This is a genomic window from Rathayibacter sp. AY1B5, assembly GCF_002932795.1.
Lineage (GTDB): Bacteria > Actinomycetota > Actinomycetes > Actinomycetales > Microbacteriaceae > Rathayibacter.
The window spans coordinates 53,895-79,602 of record NZ_PSWM01000011.1; the positions used below are offsets into that span (position 1 = coordinate 53,895).

Here is a 25,708-nt window from a genome sequence, read left to right on the forward strand (position 1 = left end):
GGGGAGGGGACGGGCAGGGGCGCGTCAGGACGCGAGGAACGCCAGCGCCTGGTCGCGCTCGGCGCGCAGCTCGAGCACGGACTCGTCGATCCGCGCGCGGGAGTGCGCGTCGATCTCGAGCCCCTCGACGATCCGCCACTCGCCGTCGACGGAGCGGACCGGGAACGAGGAGATCAGCCCCTCCTCCACCCCGTAGGAGCCGTCCGACTCGACGGCGGCCGAGGTCCAGGACGTGCCGTCGACCCAGTCCCGCACGTGGTCGATCGCGGCGGAGGCGGCGGACGCGGCCGAGGAGGCTCCCCGGACCTCGATGATCTCGGCGCCGCGCTTGGCGACGCGAGGCTCGAACTCCGTGTGCAGCCACTCGGGGTCGACCAGCTCGGGCACCGGACGCCCGCCGACGGTGGCGTGCGTCGCGTCGGGGTACTGCGAGGCGGAGTGGTTGCCCCAGATCGCGACGCCCTCGATCGCGTCGACGGGGGCGTCGAGCTTCGCGGCGAGTTGCGCGAGCGCCCGGTTGTGGTCGAGGCGCGTCATCGCGGTGAAGCGGCCGGCGGGGATGTCCGGAGCGCTGCGCCGCGCGATCCAGGCGTTGGTGTTGGCCGGGTTGCCGACGACCAGCACGCGGATGTCGGAGGCGGCGTGCGCGTTCAGCGCGGCACCCTGGGGTCCGAAGATCCCCGCGTTCGCGGCGAGCAGGTCGGCGCGCTCCATGCCCGCGCTGCGCGGCCGGGCGCCCACGAGGAGGGCGACGCTCGCGCCGTCGAACGCGGCGGCCGCGTCGTCCGTCGCCTCGATCCCGTGGAGGAGGGGGAAGGCGCCGTCCTGCAGCTCGAGCGCCGTGCCCGCTGCCGCGCGGAGGCCGGAGGGGATCTCGAGCAGGTTCAGGCGGACGGGGACGTCCGGCCCGAGGAGTTGACCCGAGGCGATGCGGAACAGGAGCGCGTAGCCGATGGCGCCCCCCGCTCCCGTGACCGTGACCGTGACCGGAGTGCGCTGCTGGTTCATGCGCCGAGCGTATTCCCGCCGGCTGGGGGAGGGGGAGGAGTCAGCCCGACTCCGGGCCGTCGGCGGGCGGCGCCGTCGACCCGCGGAGCACGAGCTTGTTGCGCAGCCGCATGTGCGGCTCGGCCACGCTCCCGCCGTCGATCAGGGTCAGGAGAGCCCGGGCGGCCGCGCGCCCCACGCGATGCAGCGGCTGCCTCACCGTCGTGAGCGCGGGGACCACCCGGGAGGCGTCGGGCACGTCGTCGTAACCCACGACCGACAGCTGCCCGGGCACCGAGAGGCCCAGCGCCCGGGCCGCCTCGATCACGGCGATGGCGGAGGCGTCGTTCGCGGCGAAGACCGCCGTCGGCCGATCGGGCAGCAGCAGCAGCTCGTGGGCGGCGACGAGGGAGGGGTCGTGCCGGTAGTGGCCGACCCGCACGAGCGCGGGGTCGTAGGGGAGGCCGGCGTCCGCGAGCGCCCGCTGGTACCCCGCGCCGCGCCGGTGCGACGACTCCAGGTCGGGGCGGCCCGCGACGAAGCCGATGCGGCGGTGGCCGAGCCCGATCAGGTGGCTCGTCGCCAGCTGCGCGCCGCCGAAGTCGTCGGTCGCGACCGAGTGCAGCTCGGTCTGCGCGGTCAGCGGATCCACGACCACGAGCGGCAGGTCCGACGAGGGGATCACGCCGGAGGGCGTCACCAGGATCGCTCCCGATACGTGCGCCTCGGTGAAGCGCCGCAGGGACTCCTGCTCCCAGCCCGCCCTGCCCGGGCGGCTCGCCCCGCTGCCGGCGAGGAGGTCGAACCGGGTCCCCCGGAGCGCCGTCGCCACTCCCTGCAGCACCTCCGTGCCGAACGGCTCGAAGTCGCCCAGGAGCACGCCGATGACGCCCGAGCGCTCCGCGCACTCCGTCGTCAGAGCCTCGTGCTCGGCCTCCGCCGTCGCCGCCCCTGCGGACATCCTCGTCCCCTCCCGCCGTCCCCGCCCGGCCGCGGCGGAACGCGGTGATCGCCTCGCTGCGCTGCTCCGGTCGGTTGAGAACACGTTCTTGCAATCGGGTATGTTCCCGGTAACATTGCCCGCAAGACTAGCTGAGGGAAAGCTCAGCAGTCGAGAGCGACAAGTGTCGAGCAGCCTTTCTCCCCTCAGTGCTGAGGGGGTCGAGAGCTGGAGCTCGCGTGGCCACGCTGTGGAAGCCGCCGCGCACGAGCCGTCCGCCACTCTCCGCGCGTCCTGCGCACCAGGCGCGGCCGAACGCCCCTCGGGCTGCGCCGTGCTCCGTCCTCTCGCGGCCTCGAGCCGCGCCACCACTCCGCGCCGTCCGGCGCTCGACCTGATCGGCGACGATGCCGATCGAGTGAGGAACACCATGTCCACGCGACGCACCCCCCGACCCCTCTGGCTCGTCCGCTCGGGCGCCGCTCTCGCCGGCTGCCTGCTCCTGTCCGGCGTCGCCGCCGCGGCCGCGGCCGCCGACACCGAGTACGGCTCCGATGACGTCGACGTGAACGTCAGCATCGAGGAGCTGGAGCAGCCCGGCGCCCTCTCGATGTCGATCGACGGCACCTCCGCCACGCTCGCCGAGGAGGGCTCCACCCCGACGGTGCGCGCCTTCACCGGGCAGCTGCCCGACGTGACCGTGACGGACACCCGGACCGTCGACGAGATCCCGGACGGAGCCGGGTGGTACGTCCTCGGCTCGGCGAGCGCCTTCACCGGCGACGCGGACCAGGAGGACATCTCCTCCGACCACCTCGGCTGGACGCCGGTCCTCGTGGACGGCGGCGAGTCGGGCCTCGTGTCCGAGGGCGACCCGGTCGACACGATCCTCGACGAGGGCGCCGACGCCGTGGGCCTGTTCGACCAGGAGCTGCTGGCGCTGTCGCTCGACTCGCAGGAGACCGCGACGGACGGGTCCTGGACCGTGTCCGCGGGCCTCACCCTGAAGACCGAGGCCGACGTCGCCCCCGGCGACTACTCCTCCGTCCTGACGCTGTCGCTGTTCGAATGACCCCGATGCGCGCAGTCGCCTCCACGGCGATCGGCGCCCTCCTCGCGGCGGGCCTGCTCGCCTCCGGTGCGGCTCCGGCGACCGCGGCCGGCGCGTGGTCGCCGAAGGCCTCGTACACGTCGACGGACCGCGGCGACGGCACCTACTCCGTGCCGCTGCTGAACGCCGACGTGCCCGACGTCAGCGTCGAGCGCGTGCCCGCGTCCGAGAACGACGAGGGCCGCGACATCTACTACATGATCAGCACCACGATGCACCTGAGCCCGGGTGCTCCGATCATGAAGTCCTACGACCTCGTCAACTGGGAGATCGTCAACTACGTCTTCGACCGGCTCGAGATCGGCGACCGCTTCTCGCTCCGCAACGGGCAGAACTCCTACGGCAACGGCCAGTGGGCCTCGTCGCTGAGGTACCACGACGGCCGCTACTACGCGGTCTTCAACACCAACAACCTCGGCGGCTCCTACCTCTACTCGACCGACGACATCGAGGACGGAGCCTGGACCCGCACGGCCCTCGGCCGCGCTTTCCACGACCCGTCGCTCTTCTTCGACGACGCGGACGGCGGCACGCCGTACATCTTCTACGGCTCCGGATCCACCAGCGCCGTGAAGCTGAGCGAGGACCTGACGACCGTCGTCGCCGAGTACCCGAACATCCTCCGCACCTCCGACTACCCGGGGGCCGGCTACCTCGGCGGCCTGTTCGAGGGCGCGCAGGTGCAGTACATCGACGGGCAGTACTACATCGTCATCATCACCTGGCCCTCGGGCCAGGGCCGCCAGGTGGCGCTGTTCCGCTCCTCCGAGCTGCTGGGCCGCTACGCGACCGCTGACGGCAGCAACCCCTACGAGGGCAAGGGCGTGCTGAACTCCAGCGGGTTCGCCCAGGGGAGCCTCGTGCCGATCGCGAAGGAGGACGGCTCGACCGCCTGGCACGGCATGTTCTTCCGCGACAGCTTCCCGACCGGCCGCATCCCCGGGCTCATCCCGGCGACGTGGAAGGACGGCTGGCCGACGTTCGGGACGAACGGCTCGGTGCCGGTGGGCGGGAGCTTCCCGAAGCCGATCCGCCTCAGCCCCGAGGAAGAGCTGTTCGAGCGCCAGAAGAGCATCGTCGTCTCGGACGACTTCGACAACGACGCCCCGGCGAAGGCCTACCAGGACGAGTCGTGGACGATCCCGCCCGCGCCCTCCTACGACGCGTCGCTGCTCGGCGTGCAGCTGCTCCAGAACCCGGGAGCGGAGTCGGGGACGGCGCCGTGGGCCGGCCAGTTCGGCGCGACGCTGTCGGCCGACACGACCGACCCGGCGTCCGGCACCGCCGCGCTCCGCGTGGGCACCCGCACGCTCAACGGCTCAGGCCCGAGCCAGGTGCTCGCGAACAAGCTGCAGCGCGGCGTGACCTACACCGTGTCCGCGAAGGTGAAGTACACGACCGGCCCCGCGTCGGTCCGCTTCAACCTCTGCGCCGACTTCGGCGCGGGACCCGTGACGATGGCCTCCGCCGCCGTCACGCAGGGGCAGTGGACGACGATCACGGGGACCTACACGGTGCCCGAGACCGCGAACGTCGGCAGCGTGAAGTTCGCCGTCGAGACGCCGTGGGGCAACCCGCAGCCGGCGTCCTCGAGCACCGAGTACCTGCTCGACGACGTCTCGCTCGTCGGCGCCGCTCCCACCCTCGAGCGCCCGACGGCCGCCGAGATCGAGCCGAACGGCTCGACCCTCGCCCTCCCCTGGCAGTGGAACCACGCCCCCGACAACCGCTACTGGTCGCTGACCGAGCGCGAGGGCTGGCTCCGCCTCACCAACGGGAAGGTGCTCAGCGGAACGGCCGCGCACACGCGTCTCTCGGGCTCGCCCGAGATGACGTACCTGGAGGAGGCGCGCAACACGCTCTCCCAGCGCATCGTGGCTCCGAAGCAGTCGGCGGAGGCGGCGTTCGACGTCTCCGGGATGAAGGACGGCGACGTCGCCGGCCTCGCGGCCTACAACCGCGGCTTCTCCTCCGTCGCGGTCAAGCGCGTGGACGGCGTCACCACCGTCGGCGTCGTGAACCGCAGCCAGCCGTTCGCGACCACGTTCGACCAGGCGGCCGTGGAGTCCTTCCTCCCCGGCACCACCGCCGCCCTCGGCGACGCCTCGCAGGTGCGCCTGAAGGCCGACCTCGAGCTCTCGGCCCCGGCCGGACAGCTCTGGACGACCTTCTCGTACAGCCTCGACGGGACGAGCTGGACGAAGCTCGGCAGCCGCGTCGGCCCGCAGACCCTCGACGGTCAGCTCACGCACTTCATGGGCCACCGCCTCGGGCTGTTCAGCTACGCGACGAAGACCGCCGGCGGCCACGTCGACGTCGACGAGTTCCTCCTGAGCGACACCCTCTCCTCGGAGGGGAAGGCGCTCGACCGCTCGCAGCTCGACGCGGCCGTCGCTCACGCGGCGACGCTCCGCTCCGACGACTACCCGGCCGACGCCTGGTCCGACCTCCAGTCGGTCCTCGCGAAGGCGCAGGCGGTCGGCACCGCGGGAACGCAGAACCAGATCGACGCCCCGGAGCGCGCGCTCAGCTACCAGCTGGCCCGCCTCGGGACGCTGAAGGAGGCGTCGCTCGATGTGACCGCCGCCGCCGCGACCCGCTGCATCGCGGGGAAGGTCGTCGTGACCGTGCGGGCGACCAACGCCGACGACGTGCCCGTCGCCCTCCGGATGGAGAGCGCCTCCGGCACGAAGACGGTCGCCGCGCTCGCACCCGGCGGCACGACGAGCCACGCCTTCACCACGCGGGCGGCCTCGGTCCCCGCCGCCGAGGTGGTCGTGACCGCGACCGCCACCCTCGACGGCGAGCCGGTGACGACCACGGTGAGAGCGCCCCACCCGGCCGCGTCCTGCGGCTGAGCACTCCGGGGGCGGCCCGCGCGGCCGCCCCCGCCCCCGAACGCGTCAGCGGCACCCGTCGCCGACGATCTCCTGCACGACACGATCAAGGAGGATCCGTGAGATCACCACAACGAGAAGCCGCTCCGAAGGGGCGGTTGCGGCTGAGGCTGCTGGCCACGGCCGCGCTGACCGCGCTCCTGGTGGCCCCCTTCGCCGCCCAGACCTCGTCCGCCGCTGAGGCGGAGCTCATCGTCAACGGCGGCTTCGAGAGCGGCATCAGCAGCTGGTTCGTGAACAACGGCAACGCTGCCGACGCCGGCACCGTCGCGACGACCACCGACGCGCGCACCGGCACCGCCGCAGCGCTCGTCACCGGCCGCACGACCACCGGCGCGGGCGCCATGCAGGACCTCAGCGGCAAGGTCGTCGCCGGCCAGACCTACCAGGTCAAGGCGCAGATCAAGTACGAGAACGCCGCGAGCCCCGCGACCAAGCAGTTCTTCGCCACCATGCACTACGGCGGAGGCACCTACACGAACCTCGCGAGCGTCACCGCCACCAAGGGCCAGTGGGCGACGATCAACGGATCGTTCACCATCCCCGCCGGGCAGAGCGTCGCCACCGCGCGCCTCTTCTTCGAGACGCCGTGGACCGCGACGCCGTCGGCCGCGCCCGAGACGCACCTGATGGACTACAAGCTCGACGACGTCTCGCTGGTCGGAGCGGCGCCTCCTGCGCCCGCCTCGCGCACCGTCGAGGTCGTGGGCAAGATCCCGGGCGACCACAACCCGCTCATGGGCTGGAAGTTCGGCGCCGACGGCTTCGGCTTCGTCGAGAACGGCCGCGTGTACATGTACATGACGAACGACACCCAGGGCTACGCGCCGAACCCCGCCACGGGCGTCTCGGCCGGAATCGACTACGGCAAGATCAACCAGATCACCGTGATCTCCTCGGACGACCTCGTCAACTGGACCGACCACGGCGAGATCCAGGTCGCCGGCTCCACCGGAGTCGCGCCCTACACCGGCAATTCGTGGGCTCCCGGCATGGCGAAGAAGACGGTGAACGGCGTCGACAAGTACTTCCTCTACTACGCCAACGGCGGCGGCTCCAGCAACGTGATCACCGGCGACTCGCCGGTGGGCCCGTGGACCAGCCAGCGCACCTCCACGCTCATCAACGCGTCCACCCCGGGCGCCGAGGCGGTCGCGTGGAAGTTCGACCCGGCACCGCTCGTCGACGACGACGGCCAGGGCTACCTGTTCTTCGGAGGCGGACCCGCCTCGACCGCGCTCCCCGCGGCCGAGCGCTTCAACAACCCGAAGAACATCCGAGTGATCGAGCTCGGCGACGACATGATCTCGACCCAGGGCACCTCCGCCGTCGTGGACGCGCCCGTCGCGTTCGAGGCGGCCCAGGTGTTCAAGCGCCAGGACAAGTACTACCTCTCGTACTCGTCCCACTTCGGCGGCAACGACTTCGGCGGCAACCAGACCCGCGAGCCCGGCTACCCGGGCGGCGGCGAGATCGGCTACATGATCTCGGACGACCCGATGTCCTGGCCCAAGGAGAACTACGCCGGCGTGATGTTCCCGAACCAGAGCCGCTTCTTCGGAAACGGCACCGGCGGCAACAACCACCAGTCGGTGTTCGAGCTGGGCGGCAAGTACTACTTCACCTACCACGCGCCGACGCTCAACAAGCGGATCAACGGCGACACCACCCAGGGGTACCGCAGCCCGCACATCCAGGAGCTGCAGTTCAACGCCGACGGCACGGTGCAGCAGGTGGTCGGCGACTACAAGGGCGTCGACCAGGTGAAGGACTTCGATCCGTACCGCACCTTCCCGGCCGAGACCATCGGCTGGAGCAAGGGCATCGCGACCGCGCCGCTCGGCACCCCCGCCGCGGGCGCGACGCAGAACCTCGTGCTGAAGGACCTCGACAACGGCGACTGGACCGCGCTGTCCGCCGTCGACTTCGGGGACACCGGAGCCGCGACGTTCACCGCGAAGGCCAAGGCGCTGCAGGCCGGCGGCACCGTCACGGTCCGCCTCGACTCCGAGACCGGGCCCGTCGCGGGCACCGTCGCGGTGAACGGGACGACCGGCGAGTGGACCGACGTCAGCGCCGCGCTGACCGGAGCGACCGGAGTGCACGACGTGTTCTTCAGCTACTCCGGACCCGCCGGCGACCTGTTCGAGCTCGACACCTTCGCCTTCACCGAGGGCGAGGCGGCTCCGGCGCTCGACATCACGGCGAGCGCGGCGACCCGCTGCATCGCGGGCAAGGCGATCGTCACCGTCCAGGCGAGCAACGGCTCCGACGTCCCGGTCGGCGTGACCTTCACGTCGACGTCCGGCACGAAGACGTTCACCTCGGTGGCGCCCGGCAAGACCGTGTCGCACGCCTTCACCACCCGTCAGGCGGACCTGCCGGCCGGTGCGGTGACCGTCGAGGCCACGGCCACGAGGAACGGCGCCCCCGTCGAGACGGAGGTGAGCGCTCCGTACGCGGCGCGCCCGTGCTCGTAGCGCACGGCTGAACCACCGGGGAGCGCCCCCGGCCCTGCGGGGTCGGGGGCGCTCCTGCGCGGGGGGGGGGGATCTCGACACGCCCCGTGCGGGGCTGCTCGATCAGCGTGCAGGGAGGGCGCGGACCGCCGTCGGCGGGTGCTCCTCGTGCCGGCCCCGCTTGCGTGTCGGGACCCCCGCTCGATCAGCGGCTGTCGGCCAGGCGCATCGTGCCGCCGGCCTGGGCGGCGAAGGCGCGGGCGGTCGCCGCGACGGTGCGCTGCATGACCCGCGCCGCGGCGGTCGGCGCGAGGTCCGCCGGGCGCGCGAGGCTGATCGTCCGGGTCAGCGTGGGCTTCTCGAGCGTCGGCTCCTCGATGCGGATCGAGCGCAGCCCCGGGCGCCCCTGCAGCACCATCGCCGGGACGACCGCGACGCCCAGGCCCCGCTCGGCGAAACGCAGCACCGCGTCCATCTCGGCGCCCTCCAGCACCACGTCCGGCTCCAGGCCCGCGGCGGCGAACGCGGCGTCGGTCGTGCGGCGCAGGTCGTAGCTGGAGTTGAACACGATCTGCGGGAGGCGGGCGACCGCCGCCAGGTCGAGCGCGCCGGTCGCGGCGAGGGGAGGCTCCGCGGCGGAGGAGACCACGACGAGCTCCTCGACGAGCAGCGGGGTCACCGTGAAGGCGCCGGGAGCGGCCGCGGTCGAGGTCGTCACCAGCGCCAGGTCGAGCTCGCCGCGGGCCAGCCGGTCGAAGAGGCTCCGCGACCCGTCCTCGGCGAGGTGCAGCTCCACGGCGGGATGCGCGGAGTGGAAGGCGTGCAGCACCTCCGCGACGAGGCTGATGCAGAGCGTCGGCGTCGCGCCGAACCGGACCCGGCCGCGCTCGAGCCCGGCCAGCTCGGCCAGCTCGCGGCGCACCGATCCGGCGTCGGCGAGCATGCGCCGGGCGAGCGGCAGCAGCAGCTCGCCGGCCGGCGTGAGGGTGCTGCCGGAGCGCGCCCGGTGGAAGAGCTCCGAGCCGAGGTCCTGCTCCAGCGCGGCGATCCGGCGGCTCAGCGAGGGCTGCGCGAGGTGCAGCTCGTCGGCGGCGCGGGTGAAGCTGCCGAGGCGGGCGACCTCGACGAATCCGGTCAGCTGCTCGAGATCCATGACCATACCCTACGTGCATGGCGGTGCCCAGCATTATGCATTGGAGTAATCGAAGCGCGGTGCCTAGCGTGGAGGCATGACCACTTCAGAGACCACCGCACCGGAGCGTCGGATCTCCACCTCCGTCCTCGTCATCGGCACCGGCGGATCGGGCCTGCGCGCCGCGATCGAGCTCGCCGAGGCGGGCGTCGACGTCCTCGCGCTCGGCAAGCGCTCGAAGTCGGATGCGCACACCTCCCTCGCCGCCGGCGGCATCAACGCCGCCCTCGCCACGATGGACCCCGACGACAGCTGGCAGCAGCACGCGGCCGACACCATCACCGAGTCCTACCAGCTCGCCAACCCGCACACGGTCGAGATCGTCACCTCCAACGCTGCCCGCGGCATCCAGGACCTCGAGCGCTACGGCATGCCGTTCGCCCGCGAGGACGACGGCCGCATCTCGCAGCGCTTCTTCGGGGCGCACACCTACCGCCGGACCGCCTTCGCGGGCGACTACACCGGCCTCGAGATCCAGCGCACGCTCGTCAACCGGGCCGCCCAGCTCGAGATCCCGATCCTGGACACCGTCTACGTCACTCGCATCCTCGTCAACGAGGACGGAGCCGTGTTCGGCGCCTACGGCTTCGACCTCGTCGACGGCACCCGCTACCTGATCCACGCCGACGCGGTGATCCTCGCCGCGGGCGGGCACAACCGCATCTGGCGCCGCACCTCCTCCCGTCGGGACGAGAACACCGGCGACTCGTTCCGCCTGGCCGTCGAGGCCGGCGGCCGCCTGCGCGACCCCGAGCTGGTCCAGTTCCACCCGTCGGGCATCATCGAGCCCGAGAACGCGGCCGGAACCCTCATCTCCGAGGCGGCCCGCGGCGAGGGCGGCATCCTCCGCAACGGCCTCGGCGAGCGCTTCATGGGCAAGTACGACGCGGAGCGCCTCGAGCTCTCGACCCGCGACCGCGTCGCCCTCGCCTGCTACACCGAGATCAAGGAGGGTCGCGGCACGCCGAACGGCGGAGTCTGGCTCGACGTCTCGCACCTGCCGCGCGAGACGATCATGACCCGGCTGCCGCGGGTGTACCAGACGATGCTCGAGCTGCAGATGCTCGACATCACGAAGGACCCGATCGAGATCGCGCCCACCGCGCACTACTCGATGGGAGGGGTCTGGGTGCGCTCGGACGACCACAGCACCGACGTCCCCGGCCTCTACGCGATCGGCGAGGCCTCCAGCGGGCTGCACGGCGCGAACCGCCTCGGCGGCAACTCGCTGATCGAGCTGCTGGTGTTCGGCCGGATCGTCGGGCAGGCGGCCGCGGAGTACTCCGCCTCGCTGACCGCGCAGACCCGCTCGGCCGCGTCCGTGCAGGTCGCCCGCGACGAGATCGCCGGCCTGCTCGCGGCCGACGGCACCGAGAACGTCCGCGCCCTGCAGCGGGCGATCCGCAACACGATGACCGAGCACGCCGGAGTCGTCCGCGACGAGGAGGGCCTGCTCGCCGGGCTCGCCGAGCTGGACGCGATCGAGGCGCGCATCGCCGACATCGGCGTGCATCCGGACATCGCCGGCTTCCAGGACCTCGCACACGCCTTCGACCTCAAGTCGGCCGCGATGGCCGCGCGGGCCACGCTCGAGGCCGCCCTCGAGCGCCGCGAGAGCCGCGGCTGCCACAACCGCAGCGACTACCCGGACCTCGACCCGGCCCTCCAGGTGAACCTCGTCTGGTCGCCCTCCACGGGGATCACCCGCGAGGAGATCCCCGCGGTGCCGGAGGAGATCCAGGCGCTGATCAGCGGCGAGGTCGCCACCGCGGGCAAGCTGCTCGAGTAGCAGGAACCGCGACGGCACGACGCCGGTCGCCCTCACCGCCTGCTCGCCGGGCACCACCGGCGCCCAGGCGCCCCCCGGGATCCTCCTGGGGACCACGGACAAGGTCACCGCCCTGGATCCCGCCGGCTCCTGGGATCTCGGCTCGGCGACGCTGCAGAACCAGGTCTTCTCCTGGCTGCTGACCTCCGCCCCCGGATCGACGGATCCCGTGCCGGACCTCGCGGCCTCGGCCGAGTTCACCGACCCGACCCACTACCGCGTCGCCCTGCGCGAGGACGCCGCCTTCGCCAACGGCAATCCGCTCACCGCCTCGGACGTGGTCTTCACCTTCGAGCGCCAGGTGGCGATCGCCGCTCCGAACGGCCCCTCGTCGCTGCTCTCGGACATGGTCTCGGTCGAGGCGGAGGACGACTCCACCGTCGTCTTCACGCTGGCCACCCCGGACAACGCCCTCTGGCCCCAGATCCTCACCAGCCCCGCCGCCGCGATCGTCGACGAGGACGTCTTCTCGGCCGACTCCCTCACCACCGACGACGACATCGTCGCCGGCGACGCCTTCAGCGGGCAGTACTCCATCACGAGCTACACGCTGAACTCGCTCGTGCAGCTCACCCGCAACGACTCCTATGACGGCCTCCTCGGCGCCGCCGCCAACGAGTCCGTGATCGTCCGCTACTACGCGGACGAGAGCAACCTCAAGCTCGACATCCAGCGCGGCGAGATCGCGGTCGCCTACCGCACGCTGAACGCGAACGACACCGAGGACCTCCGCGGCGAGGAGGGCCTGACGGTGCACTCCGGTCCCGGCGCCGAGATGCGCTTCCTCGTCTTCAACCCCGAGACCATGCCCTACGGCTCCGCGACCCCCGAGGCCGACGCCGACAAGGCGCTCGCCGTCCGCACCGCCGTCGCCGACCTGATCGACCGCGACGAGCTGTCGGACCAGGTCTACAAGGGCACCTACGCGCCGGTCTACTCGATCGTCCCCAGCGCCCTGACCGGATCGACGCCGGCGTACGAGCAGGCCTTCGGCGACGGGAGCGGCGGTCCCAGCGCGGACGAGGCCGCCGCCGCGCTCCAGGCCGCCGGGATCACCGGTCCCGTCGATCTCAAGCTGCAGTACAACACCGACCACTACGGCTCCAGCACCTCGGACGAGTAGGCGCTCATCAAGAACCAGCTCGAGCGCAGCGGGCTGTTCACGGTCGACCTGCAGTCGACGGAGTGGACGCAGTACGTGAAGGAGAAGTCGACGTCCTACCCGCTCTACCAGCAGGGCTGGTTCGCGGACTACCCGGCCTCGGACAACTACCTGAACCTGCTCTACGGCACCGACGAGGCCCCCTCCATCCTCGGCGCCGCCGTGAAGGACGACGCCTACAACGAGGTCGTGCTGCGCGAGCGGAGCCTGGCGCCCGGCGACGAGCGCACCGCGGCGATCGAGGAGGCGCAGCGCCTCGCGGCGGAGAAGGCGATCACCGTGCCGCTCCTCGAGGGCACGGAGACCGTCATCGCCTCCTCCACGATCTCGGGCATCGACGACACGCTCGACGGCTCCGGCCGATTCCGCTTCGGGCTGCTCCGGAGCGAGTGATCGGGGCGCGCTGATCGGCCGGACGGGCCGCGGCGCCGCAGGAGGGGGAGACCCTCGGCGGCCGCCGCGGCCCGTCCGTGCGTCCGGGGGCGGCACTGCGAGGGCGGCTCTGCCAGGACGGGGCACCCGGATCGATCAGCGCGCCAGCGCCGCCAGCTCCGCCCGGGTGCGGGCGCCGGCCTTGCGCAGCAGGTTCGACACGTGGAACTTCACGGTGTTGCCGCTGATGCCGAGGTCGTCCGCGATCCGCTGGTTCGAGGCGCCGAGCGTGATCAGGTTCAGCACCTCCCGCTCGCGGGCGCTGAGCTCGGCGAGGTCGAGCCCGTCGGGCTGCGCCGGCGGATCGAGGGGGAGGCGGATCGACAGGGTCGACCCCCAGCCCGCGGTCGACGCGACCGAGAGCTCCCCGTCGAGCCCGCGCACGCGCTCGGCGATCGGGCGCAGGGCGTCGTCGCGGGTCGTCAGCTCGCCCCGGCCGTCGTCGCGGATCTCGATGAGCAGGTTGAGCCCGTCGCAGTCCCACTGGATCCGCACCCGGCGCGTCTGCTCCGACTCCACGAACGCCAGCACGGCGCTCCGCACGATCGCGCGGGCCCCGTGCGCCACTTCGCCGGGGAGGGCGCGCCCGGTGGCGGGCGGCTCGACGAACTGCACGTCGAGGTCGCCGAAGCGGACGAGCGGGCGCAGGTCGCTCCGGAGCCGCGCGAACGCGCCCACGACGGGCTCCAGCATCGCGCTGCGCTGCTCGTCCGAGGCGGTGCGCAGCTCGACCAGGGCGTTCGCGGCGATGTCGATCGCGACGGTGCGGGCCGCACGGTCGTCGAGGCGCTCGGCGCGCAGGGCGGCGAGCACCGACTCCAGCGCCACCGCGTGCCGGTCGGCCTGCTCGGCCACCGTGCGGGCGTGCTGCTGCAGCAGGGTGCGGGAGGCGGGGGACTCGGCGGGATCCATCCTCCGAACCTACCCGTCCTACCCGCGAGCGGCATCGCCCACCCGATCGGGTAGGCGGACCTCCTCGATCAGGTGGCGCGCGGATCCGGTCGCCGGGCTCACTGTGGACCCATGCCCGCTGACGACCGCACCACCGACCCCGCAGAGGCGCTCGCCGTGATCGCCGCCGAGGTGTCCGCCGCGACCGCCTCGCTGACGACCGACCGGCTCGAGCCCGTCCTCGAGCTGCTCGCCGGCGCCGACCGCGTCTTCGTCCACGGCGCCGGCCGCTCCGGCCTCGCCCTGCGGATGACCGCCATGCGCCTCATGCACCTCGGACTCGTCGTGCACGTGGTCGGCGACGTGACGACCCCGGCGATCCGCGGCGGCGACGTGCTGCTCACCGCGAGCGGCTCCGGCACCACCGGGGGCATCGTCCGCGCCGCGCAGGCCGCCGTCGACGCCGGAGCGCGGGTCGCGGCGATCACGACCGCCGCCGACTCCCCGCTGGCCGGGCTCGCCTCCGCCGTGGTGGTCGTGCCCGCCGCCGACAAGCTCGACCGCTCCGGGGCCGCCTCGGCGCAGTACTCCGGCGGGCTCTTCGAGCAGGTCGTCGTGCTCACCGGCGACGCCCTGTTCCACGCGCTCTGGCAGCGCCGCGGCGACAGCGCCGACGAGCTCTGGCCGCGCCACGCGAACCTCGAATGACCCGACTCCCCACCTCGACAGGAAGAAGAACCCCGTGAAGCTCCAGTTCGCCATGGACACCCTCAGCACCGACGCCGCCCTCGAGCTCGCCGCTGCCGCCGCCCCGCACGTCGACATCCTCGAGCTGGGCACCCCGCTCATCAAGAGCGCCGGCCTCTCCGCCATCACCGCCATCAAGGAGGCGCACCCCGACAAGACGGTCTTCGCCGACCTCAAGACGATGGACGCGGGCGAGCTCGAGGCCGACATGGCCTTCGCGGCCGGCGCCGACCTCGTGACGGTCCTCGGCGTCGCCGGCGACAGCACCATCGCCGGCGCGATCGCCGCCGGGAGGAAGCACGGCAAGGGCGTCGTCGTCGACCTCATCGGCGTGCCCGACAAGGCCGCCCGCGCCCGCGAGGTCGTCGCCCTCGGCGCCGAGTTCGTCGAGATGCACGCCGGTCTGGACGAGCAGGCGGAGGAGGGCTTCACCTTCGAGACCCTGCTGCGCGACGGCGAGTCCTCCGGCGTGCCGTTCTCGGTCGCGGGCGGCGTGAGCACCGCCACCATCGAGTCGGTGCAGCGCGCCGGCGCCCTCGTGGCCGTCGCGGGCGGGGCCATCTACGGCGCCCCGGACGTCGGCGAGGCCGCCGCGGCCCTCCGCGCCGCCATCGTCTGACCCGTCGGCGCCGCCGCCCCCGAGGCCCGCTGATCCGGGTCGCGAGGGCGGCGGCGCCCTCGTTCCGCGCGGGAGGCGGCAGCGCATCCCCGCCGGACGCCCGGCCCCTCTCGACTCGCCGACGGCGCGGTCCTACAGTGGCTGCGACGACCCTCGACTCCCGCCGCGGGACCGACGGCGCCGTCGCGAGCGGAGGGAAGCCGTGTCCTCGACCGCCCCCGTGCCCGGACCCGCCGTCGACGCCTCGACGAGGCTCCGCGACTTCCACCAGATCCTCCTCAACACCGCCGTCGCGAACGTGACGACGAGCTTCCTCTGGTTCGCGCTCACGTTCTGGGTGTACCTCGAGACGCGCTCCGTCCTGGCGACCGGGATCATCGGCGGCGCCTACATGCTGCTCGTCGCGGTCTTCGCGATGGCCTTCGGCACGATCGTGGACCGGCACCGCAAGTTCCGCGTCATGGTCTTCGCCGGGGCGGTCACGCTCGTGTCGTTCGGCGTCGCGGGCGGTCTCTTCCTCGCGCTGCCCGAGGCGGCGCTCCTGGACTTCCGCGCCCCCTGGTTCTGGGTGTTCTCGGGAACGATCCTCTTCGGCGCCGTCATCGAGAACATGCGCAACATCGCCCTGTCCACGACGGTGACCCTGCTGGTCCCGGTGGAGGGGCACGCCCGCGCGAACGGCCTCGTCGGCACGGTCCAGGGCCTCGCCTTCGTGGTGACGAGCGTCTTCAGCGGGCTCGCCATCGGCCTGCTCGGCATGGGGTGGACGCTGGTGATCGCGATCGGCCTCTCCGCCGCCGCGCTCCTGCACCTCCTCTTCCTGCGCATCCCGGAGGACCGGCCCGCGCCGACGGGGGAGAGGGCGCCGCTGATCGATCTCCGCGGCAGCATCACCGCGGTGCGGGCGGCGACCGGGTTGTTCGCGCTCCTCGTCTTCTCGACGTTCAACAACCTGATCGGCGGCGTCTACATGGCGCTGATGGACCCGTACGGCCTCGAGCTGTTCCCGGTCGAGCTGTGGGGCGTGGTGCTCGGAGTGACGGCGACCGGTTTCGTCATCGGCGGTCTGCTCGTCGCGAGGTTCGGTCTCGGGAGGAACCCGATCCGGACGATGCTGCTGCTCGTGATGGCGATGGGCCTGATCGGCGCGGTCTTCACCCTCCGCGACTGGTGGTGGCTCTACGCCGGCGGCATCTGGATCTACATGACCCTGATCCCGGCGGTCGAGGCCGCCGAGCAGACGGTGATCCAGAAGGTCGTCCCCTTCGAGACCCAGGGGCGCGTCTTCGGCTTCGCGGCGGCGTTCGAGTCGGCCGCCGCTCCGATCACGTCGTTCCTCATCGCCCCGATCGCCGAGTTCGCGCTCATCCCGTACATGGAGTCGCCGGCCGGGCGCTCGGCTTTCGGCGGGCTGCTCGGCGACGGCATCGGCCGGGGGATCGCGCTGGTGTTCCTGGTCGGCGGAGTCGTCATGATCATCGCGGCCGGCGCGGCGATGCTCACCCGCTCCTACCGCGTCATGTCGGCGCAGTACCTGCGGGAGGCCGCGGCGAGCGGGGAGGCGGAGCCCGTCGGCACGGAGGCGCCGGAGACGCACCGGACCGCGCCGAGCACCGTCGAGCAGAACCGCTAGCGCCCGCAGACGCCGCCCGTCATGCGCCTCCGGGGGGTCCGGCGGACCGGACGGCGCCGACACGAGGAAGACGTGCCGGACGCCCCCTCCCCAGGGTGCGGCGTCCGGCACGTCGGCTGCGACCACCCGGTCGAGGGGCCCTCCTCGACTCCCGAGCGCTCCGCTGCCCCGCGCCTCCGGAGGGAGACATCGGGGCCTGCGGCGCCGGCGGGGGGGAGGGCTCTGGTTCCCCGCCCCGCCGGCGCCGGCCGCCCGCGAGGGGCGGCGAGGATGCTCGTTCGGGCGTGCCTCGAGTGACGGCTACATGCCGTCACTGAGCATGGACTGCACCAGCTTCACGTGGCGCTCGAGGTTCAGCTGGCTGAACTCGCTGTTGTAGTTGAGGCCGTAGTTCAAGATGTGACCCGGGGTGCACTGGATCGTCGCGTCCGGTCCGTCCCAGGTGCGCAGCAGTGCCAGGGCCGAGTCCCAGCTGCTGTTCTCGCAGTTCGTGTTGAAGGTGGTCGACGTGCCCAAGCCCACGGTGTGCGAGATCTCGTGCATGGCGGTGCCCTCCACCATGTAGACGCGCTCCTTGCCGAAGCGGATCTGGCCGTAGATGTTCGCATCGGCCGTCGGGGTTCCGGGGCTGTACGAGACGGTCAGGGAGCGGGAGATGTTGCTGAGGCGGTTGTAGCGGGCCACGGCGCGGTCCATCGCGTCGGTGATGCGGGCGTAGGCGTCGGCCTCGTCAGCGGTCGGGCTCGCGACCCGGTTCAGCGTCCAGGTGATCTTCTGCACGGTCGGATCGGTCAGTGCCCAGCGCTGGGCCTTGGAGCCGGTGCAGGTCCACTGCTGAATGGGGGAGCCGTCGAGCTGGCGGAAGTCCTTGTTGTCGAGGCAGAGGTCACTGTGCCGATTGGCGATCTCGGCGTAGCCTCCGCCGACGGAGGTGATCCGCCACTGCTGGGCGGTGCTGCCGTTGCAGCTCCACTGCCGCACCTCCGAGCCCGGGGTGGTGCCGAAGTCGAAGTTGTCGAGGCAGAGGTTGCTGAAGGTGTTCTTGATCTCGGCGTAGCCTGTGCCGAGGTCGGTGACCTGCCAGCGCTGGTTGCTCCCCTCGGTGCAGCTCCACTGCCGCACCTCGGCTCCGGGCTGAGTCCCGAAGTCGAAGTCGTCGAGACACATGCTGCTGTGCTGGTTGCGGATCTCCTGCGCCGATCCGAGGCCGACCGGGGCGGTGGCCGCAGAGGCGGGCGAGCTGATGCCGAAGGTCGTGATGCCGACGACGGCCGCGATCACGGCGCCGATCAGGCGCTTGGACGGGTGGGACTTCGTTGTCCGGGACATGGGTGCCTTTCACAGACATCCGGCGTCCCCGAAGGGACGCGGGTGAGGGTCGCAGGAAGAAGCCGTGTCCGAAGGGATCGGAGCACGGCAGAGAATGCGCCGGAGCGACCGGGATGGTGATCCGGTCGTCCCGCCGCGGGACGCGTCAGCGCCGACGCTCCGTGTAGGAGGGGAAGCTGATCACGACCTGCATGTTGACGTGGACAACCATCGACCGGTCCCGGAGCCGGTGTCAAGTGCCGGGCTCGAGCGGATCAGGTTCGAGCCCCGCCGTGCGCGGGTGATCCGTCGACGCGGATCCCCGTGCTCGCGGGGAGAGAGCGCTCACACTCGCCGCTGCTGCGGCATCCCCCGGGAATCCGCCATTGTTACCGTTAACAAAAGTCGGTACGGTGTCCCCTGAAGTGGGCGAGCGCGTCCTCGCGGCTCGCGTCCCACTCCGACCGGTTCGAAGGCGAACCTGAGAGGAACGTCGATGATGACGACAGCACCACCCTCCCGCCGCATCCACCCGCCGCAGGCCCACGCCCGGCCCCGACGGCTGCCGACCCCGCCGACACCTCCCACGCGGTGACCGCTGTCGGCGCCCGCACCGCGCGACGCCACATCCTCGCCCGCACGTCGGTGTCCGCCTCCCGATCGCGGGTCGCCGGGCCCGCGTCCCGGGCCGCCTCCCGGCGATTCCCTCCCCGCCAGACGAACGCCGGACTCACCACTCCGCCGGCCGGTCACGCGGGCTCCGTCCTCCCCCTCCGACCCCTCACCTGAAGGACCCCCTCATGTCACGAACCCCCCGGCAGGAGCGCACCCGGCGCTCACGCCTCCCCCGAGCGGGCGCCGCGCTGACGCTCGCCATCGCCTGCCTCGGCGGCGTCCTCGGACCGATCGGTGCCGCCGGTGCCGCCGAGACCGTTCCCGCTCCCGCGCTGCAGTACTCGTTCGACGGCATCGGCGCGACGCTCGCCAACGGAGCCGTCGTCGCCGATTCCGCTCCGGGCAACCACCCCGGCACCCTGATCAACGCCGGCGCGACCAGCGTCGCGGGCCCCTCCGGCGCCTCCACCGACCGCGCTCTCTCGCTCCCGGGCGGATCGAGCACGTCGGCCGCGCCGCACGTCCGGATCGCCCCGGGCCTGATCCCCGCCGGCACGCAGGACGTCACGATGTCCGCCTGGCTGCGCTGGAGCGGTGCTCCGGACTGCACCTGGCCCTTCACGCTCGGCTCCAGCGTCGACTCCCACGTCCTCTCCACCACGAAGTGCGGACCCGCGGGCTTCGGTGCGATCAAGAACGGCTCCGAGGTGCGGGCCGCAGGCACCACTCCGGTCGCTGCGAACCGCTGGGTGCACATGGCGGTCGTCGTCAAGGGCGGCCAGTCGGTCTCGACCTACTTCGACGGAACCCTCGTCGGCCAGGGCAGCACGACCTTCACCGCCGCCTCGGCGATCGGCACCTCCACGTTCTCCGGCTTCCTCGGCAAGTCCTTCTACGGCGCGGACGCCTACTGGGCCGGGGCCATCGACGACATGCAGGTGTGGACCTCCGCGCTCACCGCCGGCCAGGTGCAGCAGAGCGCCGCGTCCGTGCACTCGGTGCTCGCGAACCAGGACGCCGCCGTGTCGCTCGGCGACACCTCGAACGTCACCTCGAACCTCACTCTCCCCACGACCGGCGCCAACGGCTCCACGATCACCTGGACGTCGAGCGCCCCCGGCGTCGTCAGCACCAGCGGCGTCGTCACCCGGCCCGCCGCAGGCAGCCCGGACGCCACCGTCACGCTGACCCCGACCGCCGTCCACGGCGGCATCACCGTCGTCGGCCGTGCGACCACCGTCTTCGTCCCGGCGTACGCCGCCGGTGACAGCGCCGAGGCCGAGCTCGCCCGGGCCGTCGCCGACGGCATCACCAACGATCCCGCCCTCGCCGGACCGGTGCGCGGCAGCCTGAACCTGCCCTCGACCGGAGCCGACGTCGCCACCACCGCCGCGCGCGCGAACAGCTCCAGCGCCGTGGTGACCTGGACCTCGTCGAACGAGGCCGTCATCACCTCCGCCGACAAGGGCACCGCGCCGAACGTCGTCGCGAAGGGCTCGCTCACGCGTCCGTCCGCCGACACCACCGTCACCCTCACCGCGACGATCACCGTCCCCGGCACCACGCCCCTCGTGCGGACGCTCACGCGCACCGTTCCGGCCGCGGCCCCCGTGGCCGCGAGCGACCTCGACGCGTACCTGTTCGCGTACTTCACCGGCGACAGCATCGAGGGCGAGAAGATCCGCTTCGCGACCTCCGACGGCAACGACTCGCTCAGGTGGAAGACCCTGAACGACGCCCAGCCGATCCTCACCTCCACCCTGGGCACGAAGGGCCTGCGGGACCCGTTCATCTTCCGCTCGAAGGAGGGCGACCGCTTCTTCCTGATGGCCACCGACCTCTCCGTCGGCACCACCGGCTTCGGCGGATCGACCAACCGCGGCAGCCGCTACCTCGAGATCTGGGAGTCCACGGACCTCGTCAACTGGGGCCAGCAGCGCCACGTCGAGGTCAACCTGCCGAACGCGGGCATGACCTGGGCGCCGGAGGCCACCTACGACCCCACCATCGACGCCTACGTCGTCTACTGGACCTCGGCCCTCTTCACCGACAGCACGCGCAACGTCGAGGACGGCAACGGACCGCAGATCCTCACGTCCACCACCCGCGACTTCCGCGACTTCACCACCCCCGAGGTCTGGTTCAAGGCCGCTGACGTCCCCTCGCTCAACAAGAGCAACGGACTGATCGACGCCACGATGCTCAAGGACGGCGACACCTACTACCGCTTCACGAAGGCGACCGAGACCAGCGGCTGCCCCTCGCCCGACATCATCGGACAGAAGTCGACGAACCTCCGTGCCACCACCGCCTCCGGCGCGTGGAGCCTGATCGACACCTGCATCGGCCGCACCGCCGGAACGCCGGAGGTCGAGGGTCCCGAGATCTTCAAGACCAACGAGGGCGACCGGTCCGGGTACAAGTACTTCCTCTGGACCGACAACTACGGCGGACGCGGCTACATCCCGCTCGGCACGAACTCGCTCGAGGGCGACATCCAGTGGACGATCCCCAGCAGCTTCTCGCTGCCGACCTCGCCCCGTCACGGATCCGTCGTCTCCATCACCGCGAAGGAGCGCGACGGGCTCGCCGCGAAGTGGAACCCGTCGCTCCTGGTGACCTCGATCGACGCCGTGGCGCGGACCGTGCAGGCCGGATCGACCACCGTCGACCTGCCCGCCACGGTGGGCGCGACGTTCAAGGACGGTCACCGCGAGACGGTCGCCGTGACGTGGGAGACGGCCGATCTCAGCTCGCTGAAGAAGGCGGGCGACACCGTGCAGGTACGCGGACAGCTCGCCAACTCGGCAGCGACGCCGGCCATCGCCACCATCACCGCCACGGCTCCTCCCGGACCGTCGCTGACGGCCTCGGCCGCGAGCCGCTGCGTCGCCGGCAAGGTGACGGTCACCGCGACCGGCACCAACACGAGCGGCTCCACGGTCGAGATGACCGTCGGCTCGCAGTGGGGGAGCAGGACCTTCACCGGGGTCGCTCCCGGCAAGTCCGTCTCCGCCGCCTTCACCACTCGGGCGACCTCGGTCGCCGCGGGCGAGGTGAGCGTCGCCTCGAAGGACGCGAACGGCACGAGGACGGCCGCCGCGCCGTACTCGGCGCTCACCTGCCGCTAGGCCGGTGACAGGGGAGGGGCGGCGTCGAGCCGCCCCTCCCCTGACCTCCTCCGTTCCGGGGCCTCCGGCCACCGGAGCAGGGGAGCGCGGACCCTTGGTCCGTGCTCCCCGCATCCACCTCTCCCACGGAAGTAGACGAACAATGCGGTTCCGACGCACGACGGCCCTCCTGGTCGCCGCGAGCCTGACAGCGGGAGGGGCTGCGCTCAGCGCGGCACCCGCACAGGCCGCGGTGCCCAGCCCGGTCCTCTCCTACGACTTCTCCTCGTCCGCCGCCGTCGGCTCCGCCGTGGGCGCGGGCACGACCCTGACCGACTCCGCTGCCGGCCGCTCCGCCACCGTGCGCGGGACCGGAGCGACGACCGTCGCCGGCCCGCGCGGCGGCACCGACCGCGCACTCCGCCTCCCCGGCGGCGCTGCAGGCAGCTCCGCCGCCTACGCCGAGATCGCGCCGGGACTGACCACGGCGGCCACCACCGACGTGACCATGTCGGCCTGGCTGCGCTGGGAGGGGAACCAGAGCTGCAGCTGGGCGTACGCGCTCGGGCAGTCGACCGAGCGGTACCTCTTCACCACGCCCCAGTGCGGAGGCAACCTGATCGGTGCCGTGAAGAACGGCTCGGAGCAGCGCGCGGCCGACTCCGGTCCCGCCGCCACAGGCCGCTGGAGCCACGTCGCCGTGGTCCTGCGCAGCGGCGTCAGCGTCTCGACCTACGTCGACGGCCGGCTCGCCCAGACCACCCCGACCTCCGCGACCGGAGCGGCGACGGTCGGCACCTCCGCCTTCTCCGGCCTCCTCGGCAAGTCGTTCTACGGCCCCGACCCTCTCTTCGCCGGGGCGATGGACGACGTGCACGTCTACTCCTCCGCACTGACCCAGGACCAGGTGCGCGAGGACGCGGCTCCGGCCGCCGCCGCGATCGCCGCATCGGACGCCGCCGCGGCGACCGTCTCCGTGACCGGACCCGTCACCAGCGACCTCTCCCTGCCGACCCGCGGCGCGGGCGGCTCCGTCCTCACCTGGGCGAGCAGCGACCCCGCTGTGATCGGCACCGACGGCTCCGTGCGCCGCCCGGCACCCGGCTCGGCGAACGCCACCGTGACCCTGACCCCGACCGCGACCTTCGCCGGATCCGCCGCCACCGGCACCGCGCGCAGTGTCACCGTCGCCGCGGACACCGAGGCCGACGCCACGGCGCGCCTGCGCACCGCCCTCGTCGTCCCGCCGACCGTCGCCTCCGGAACCGCTCTTCCCACGCTCGCCGGCTACACCGTGTCGTGGAGCGCGGACGGCGCCGGCCTGTCCGGCGGACGCCTCGTGAACGACACGGCGACCGACCGGGCGCTCGCGCTCACCGCCTCCGTCAAGGTCGGCACCACCACGCTGACGAAGACCTTCCGCACCACCGTCCTCAGCGCCTCCACGGCGAAGACCGTGGTGTCGTACACCCGGACGCCGACCGGCGAGGACAAGGCGAACCAGGACACGATCGCCCGCGGCCTCCACCTGGCACTCGGCTCGTCCGTCGCCGACGCGGCACCGCTCTCGGGCAACTCGGGAGTCCTCTTCGCCGACGGGGTCTTCCTCGGGACCGACAAGGCCGACAACCGCGGCCTCGCGAACCCCTCGCTGTTCACCTTCGCCGACGGGACCGTCGGCGTGATCGCCACCCGCGTCCTGCAGTCGGGCGCGTCCGACGGCACCGGGGCCTCGAGCGCTCTGGTCTTCAAGGCCACGGACGCCACCGCGTCCGACTTCACCGAGCTCGGCCTCATCGACCTCGGCACCACCGGGGGCGTCGTCGCGCCGAAGGCCGTCTACGACACGGACCAGAACCGCTACCTCGTCTCCTGGACGGACTCCTCCGGGGCTGCGAAGTACACGACCGTCACGGACCTCGCCCGCACCGAGCTCCGCGCGCAGGCGTTCTGGCCGAAGGACGGCGGCCGTCGCAGCGTCGTCGTGACCGACGGGAACCGCGGTGCGGTCCTCGGAGGAAGCCCCGCCACTGTCGCCGCTCCCGACCTCTCCGGGGTCTCGGGCCGCGTCCCCGACGCTCTGCCGGGCGGCGCGCTGACCGTCTCCGGCTCCGTCGCCGACTCGCTCGCCAAGAGGTTCGGCCGCACGGTCAACACCGGATCCTCGGTCGCACCGCAGACGATCGATCAGGGCGACACCTCCGCCCTGTCCGGAGTGAAGGCGCAGCTCTCCTACAACGACGGCTCGACCGGCAGCCTCGGCATCGACTGGAACCAGCAGCAGCTCGCCGACCTCGCCGCGAAGGGCCCGGGAACGTACGACCTCTCCGGGACCGTCCGCCAGCGGCAGTACAACGAGCCGTTCGCCTACAACCGCGCGGATCCGACGATCTACCGCTACGAGCGCAACGGGAAGACGCAGTACCTCTTCACCGCCACGGACGACACGAACAACAACAACGTCGCCTCGCAGCACCTGCCGATCCGGGTCGCCGACAGCATCGACCAGCTCAGCGACGACAACGGCGGACGCGCGCGTGAGGTGGACCTCCTCAACCGCACCACGCGGATGGACCGCACCGCCGAGGGCAAGGTGATCGCGGGCTGCTACTGGGCCCCCGAGATCCACGAGATCGGCGGCAAGCTCTCCATCCTGTTCGCCCCGTGCTTCAACCCGGACAACGACCAGTCGAACCAGAACGGTCAGTGGTTCACGGTGCAGGCGCACATCATGCAGCTTCGCGACGGCGGAGACCCCGCGAACCCCTCCGACTGGAGCGCGCCGCGCGCCGTCCTGAAGAGCGACGGGAGCGCCCTCGGACGCCCCGGCACGGGACGCAACATCAGCCTCGACATGACCTACTTCGAGTCCGGTGGAACCGGGTACTACGCGTGGTCCCAGCGCTACGTCGACAACGGAGTGAGCGACCCGGCGACGTGGATCGCCAAGGTCGATCCCGCGAACCCCACCCGCGTCATCGGCGAGCCGACCCCGATCATCGTGCCCTCGCTGACGTTCGAGGACCACCTGTCCGAGGGAGCGTTCGCGATCCAGCGCGACGGGAGGATCACGCTCGTCTACTCCAGCAGCGGCGTCAGCCCGAAGTACATCGTGGGCGGCGCCTGGGCGGAGGAGGGCAGTGACCTGACCGACATCGCGAGCTGGACGAAGTACGACGGCCCGCTCCTGCAGAGCGTCCCCCTGCCCGACGGCGTCGTCGACTACCGCGCCTACGAGCAGGGTCCCGGCCACGGAGCCGTCACCCAGGACGAGGACGGCAACGACCTGTACGTCTACCACACCTGGGGCAACGGAGTCGGGGGTGACGGCCGCGACACCCGTCTCGCCCGCATCCACTACGCCGCCGACGGCCGACCGGTCTTCGACCTGACGCCGACGGAGGAGGTCGCGCCCGCGAACCGGACCGTGACCGCGAAGGTCACCGTCACGTCGCCGCTCACCGTGACCGCCACGGCGTCGACCCGCTGCGTCAGCGGGAAGGTCGTCCTGACCACTGTGGTCAAGAACGACAGCCGCTCGACCATGGACATCACGACCGTCACCGCCTTCGGCTCGAAGACCGTGACCGGAGTCGCGCCGGGAGCATCCGCGTCGGGCGCCGTCACCACCCGCGCGGTCTCGATCCCCGCCGGGACGGTGGCCGCGACAGGGAAGGCCGTCGTCGACGGGAAGACGGTCACCGCGCAGACGAGCGTCGACTACCCGGCACGCAGCTGCCGCTGAGAAGGCGGGGGAGCGGGCGACACGATCGCCCG

General features: G+C 72.1%; 16 protein-coding genes. 11 read left to right on the forward strand and 5 right to left on the reverse strand.

Features of this window, described 5'->3' with window-relative positions:
- Positions 1 to 24: 24 nt before the first annotated feature.
- Both C5D44_RS08945 and C5D44_RS08950 read right to left on the reverse strand, forming a co-directional pair.
- Positions 25 to 1,008, reverse strand: coding sequence for a malate dehydrogenase (locus C5D44_RS08945; RefSeq protein ID WP_104281441.1), 984 nt, complete (start codon positions 1,006 to 1,008; stop codon positions 25 to 27).
- 40 nt (positions 1,009 to 1,048) lie between these two features.
- Positions 1,049 to 1,948: a LacI family DNA-binding transcriptional regulator gene (locus C5D44_RS08950; protein ID WP_104281442.1), complete on the reverse strand. Its 900-nt coding sequence runs from the start codon at positions 1,946 to 1,948 to the stop codon at positions 1,049 to 1,051.
- Positions 1,949 to 2,357: 409 nt separating this feature from the next.
- Between C5D44_RS08950 and C5D44_RS08955 the strand changes: the two genes are divergently transcribed.
- From C5D44_RS08955 to C5D44_RS08965, 3 genes are all read left to right on the forward strand, one after another.
- On the forward strand, positions 2,358 to 2,999 hold the full coding sequence (locus C5D44_RS08955) for a hypothetical protein (protein ID WP_104277190.1): 642 nt from the start codon (positions 2,358 to 2,360) through the stop codon (positions 2,997 to 2,999).
- A gap of 5 nt (positions 3,000 to 3,004) precedes the next feature.
- On the forward strand, positions 3,005 to 5,896 hold the full coding sequence (locus C5D44_RS08960) for a family 43 glycosylhydrolase (RefSeq protein WP_258067928.1): 2,892 nt from the start codon (positions 3,005 to 3,007) through the stop codon (positions 5,894 to 5,896).
- A 98-nt stretch (positions 5,897 to 5,994) separates the two neighbouring features.
- Entirely contained in the window at positions 5,995 to 8,415 is a 2,421-nt protein-coding gene (locus C5D44_RS08965; protein ID WP_219815337.1) for a family 43 glycosylhydrolase, read from the forward strand.
- A gap of 184 nt (positions 8,416 to 8,599) precedes the next feature.
- Here the strand turns inward: C5D44_RS08965 and C5D44_RS08970 are convergent, their stop codons facing one another.
- Positions 8,600 to 9,553 carry a LysR family transcriptional regulator gene (locus C5D44_RS08970; protein WP_104281445.1) on the reverse strand — a complete coding sequence of 318 codons (954 nt, stop codon included), beginning with the start codon at positions 9,551 to 9,553 and terminating at the stop codon, positions 8,600 to 8,602.
- A 70-nt stretch (positions 9,554 to 9,623) separates the two neighbouring features.
- Here C5D44_RS08970 and C5D44_RS08975 point away from each other — a divergent pair, with 70 nt between their 5' ends.
- From C5D44_RS08975 to C5D44_RS18485, 3 genes are all read left to right on the forward strand, one after another.
- Positions 9,624 to 11,375: an L-aspartate oxidase gene (locus C5D44_RS08975; RefSeq protein ID WP_104281446.1), complete on the forward strand. Its 1,752-nt coding sequence runs from the start codon at positions 9,624 to 9,626 to the stop codon at positions 11,373 to 11,375.
- 208 nt (positions 11,376 to 11,583) lie between these two features.
- Positions 11,584 to 12,537, forward strand: a complete 954-nt coding sequence (locus C5D44_RS18480; RefSeq protein WP_258067929.1) for an ABC transporter substrate-binding protein — start codon at positions 11,584 to 11,586, stop codon at positions 12,535 to 12,537.
- Between the two features lie 75 nt (positions 12,538 to 12,612).
- Positions 12,613 to 12,969: a hypothetical protein gene (locus C5D44_RS18485; RefSeq protein ID WP_258065014.1), complete on the forward strand. Its 357-nt coding sequence runs from the start codon at positions 12,613 to 12,615 to the stop codon at positions 12,967 to 12,969.
- A gap of 135 nt (positions 12,970 to 13,104) precedes the next feature.
- Here C5D44_RS18485 and C5D44_RS08985 read toward each other — a convergent pair whose 3' ends face one another.
- Positions 13,105 to 13,920, reverse strand: a complete 816-nt coding sequence (locus C5D44_RS08985; RefSeq protein ID WP_104262329.1) for a response regulator transcription factor family protein — start codon at positions 13,918 to 13,920, stop codon at positions 13,105 to 13,107.
- A gap of 111 nt (positions 13,921 to 14,031) precedes the next feature.
- Here C5D44_RS08985 and hxlB point away from each other — a divergent pair, with 111 nt between their 5' ends.
- The 3 genes from hxlB to C5D44_RS09000 all read left to right on the forward strand — a co-directional run bounded on the left by hxlB (position 14,032) and on the right by C5D44_RS09000 (position 16,898).
- Positions 14,032 to 14,607 (forward strand): 6-phospho-3-hexuloisomerase, encoded by a 576-nt coding sequence (gene hxlB, locus C5D44_RS08990; RefSeq protein WP_104249685.1) that lies wholly within the window; start codon positions 14,032 to 14,034, stop codon positions 14,605 to 14,607.
- 34 nt (positions 14,608 to 14,641) lie between these two features.
- Positions 14,642 to 15,265 (forward strand): 3-hexulose-6-phosphate synthase, encoded by a 624-nt coding sequence (hxlA, locus tag C5D44_RS08995; RefSeq protein ID WP_104224387.1) that lies wholly within the window; start codon positions 14,642 to 14,644, stop codon positions 15,263 to 15,265.
- 202 nt (positions 15,266 to 15,467) lie between these two features.
- Positions 15,468 to 16,898, forward strand: coding sequence for an MFS transporter (locus tag C5D44_RS09000; RefSeq protein ID WP_104281447.1), 1,431 nt, complete (start codon positions 15,468 to 15,470; stop codon positions 16,896 to 16,898).
- Positions 16,899 to 17,198: 300 nt separating this feature from the next.
- Here C5D44_RS09000 and C5D44_RS09005 read toward each other — a convergent pair whose 3' ends face one another.
- Entirely contained in the window at positions 17,199 to 18,227 is a 1,029-nt protein-coding gene (locus C5D44_RS09005) for an RICIN domain-containing protein (RefSeq protein WP_104277170.1), read from the reverse strand.
- Between the two features lie 779 nt (positions 18,228 to 19,006).
- On the opposite strand from C5D44_RS09005, the gene C5D44_RS09010 reads away from it, so the two are divergent.
- Both C5D44_RS09010 and C5D44_RS09015 read left to right on the forward strand, forming a co-directional pair.
- Entirely contained in the window at positions 19,007 to 21,952 is a 2,946-nt protein-coding gene (locus C5D44_RS09010; protein ID WP_104281448.1) for an immunoglobulin-like domain-containing protein, read from the forward strand.
- Positions 21,953 to 22,094: 142 nt separating this feature from the next.
- Positions 22,095 to 25,676, forward strand: coding sequence for a LamG-like jellyroll fold domain-containing protein (locus C5D44_RS09015; RefSeq protein WP_104277172.1), 3,582 nt, complete (start codon positions 22,095 to 22,097; stop codon positions 25,674 to 25,676).
- Positions 25,677 to 25,708 lie beyond the last annotated feature (32 nt).

What these genes read in the sequence shown, in the direction of transcription:
- C5D44_RS08945 (WP_104281441.1), bottom strand. Translation starts at nt 1,008, where the DNA reads ATGAACCAGCAGCGCACTCCGGTCACGGTCACGGTCACGGGAGCGGGG.
- C5D44_RS08950 (WP_104281442.1), bottom strand. Translation starts at nt 1,948, where the DNA reads ATGTCCGCAGGGGCGGCGACGGCGGAGGCCGAGCACGAGGCTCTGACG.
- C5D44_RS08955 (WP_104277190.1), top strand. Translation starts at nt 2,358, where the DNA reads ATGTCCACGCGACGCACCCCCCGACCCCTCTGGCTCGTCCGCTCGGGC.
- C5D44_RS08960 (WP_258067928.1), top strand. Translation starts at nt 3,005, where the DNA reads ATGCGCGCAGTCGCCTCCACGGCGATCGGCGCCCTCCTCGCGGCGGGC.
- C5D44_RS08970 (WP_104281445.1), bottom strand. Translation starts at nt 9,553, where the DNA reads ATGGTCATGGATCTCGAGCAGCTGACCGGATTCGTCGAGGTCGCCCGC.
- C5D44_RS08975 (WP_104281446.1), top strand. Translation starts at nt 9,624, where the DNA reads ATGACCACTTCAGAGACCACCGCACCGGAGCGTCGGATCTCCACCTCC.
- C5D44_RS08985 (WP_104262329.1), bottom strand. Translation starts at nt 13,920, where the DNA reads ATGGATCCCGCCGAGTCCCCCGCCTCCCGCACCCTGCTGCAGCAGCAC.
- hxlB (WP_104249685.1), top strand. Translation starts at nt 14,032, where the DNA reads ATGCCCGCTGACGACCGCACCACCGACCCCGCAGAGGCGCTCGCCGTG.
- C5D44_RS09005 (WP_104277170.1), bottom strand. Translation starts at nt 18,227, where the DNA reads ATGTCCCGGACAACGAAGTCCCACCCGTCCAAGCGCCTGATCGGCGCC.
- C5D44_RS09010 (WP_104281448.1), top strand. Translation starts at nt 19,007, where the DNA reads ATGTCACGAACCCCCCGGCAGGAGCGCACCCGGCGCTCACGCCTCCCC.
- C5D44_RS09015 (WP_104277172.1), top strand. Translation starts at nt 22,095, where the DNA reads ATGCGGTTCCGACGCACGACGGCCCTCCTGGTCGCCGCGAGCCTGACA.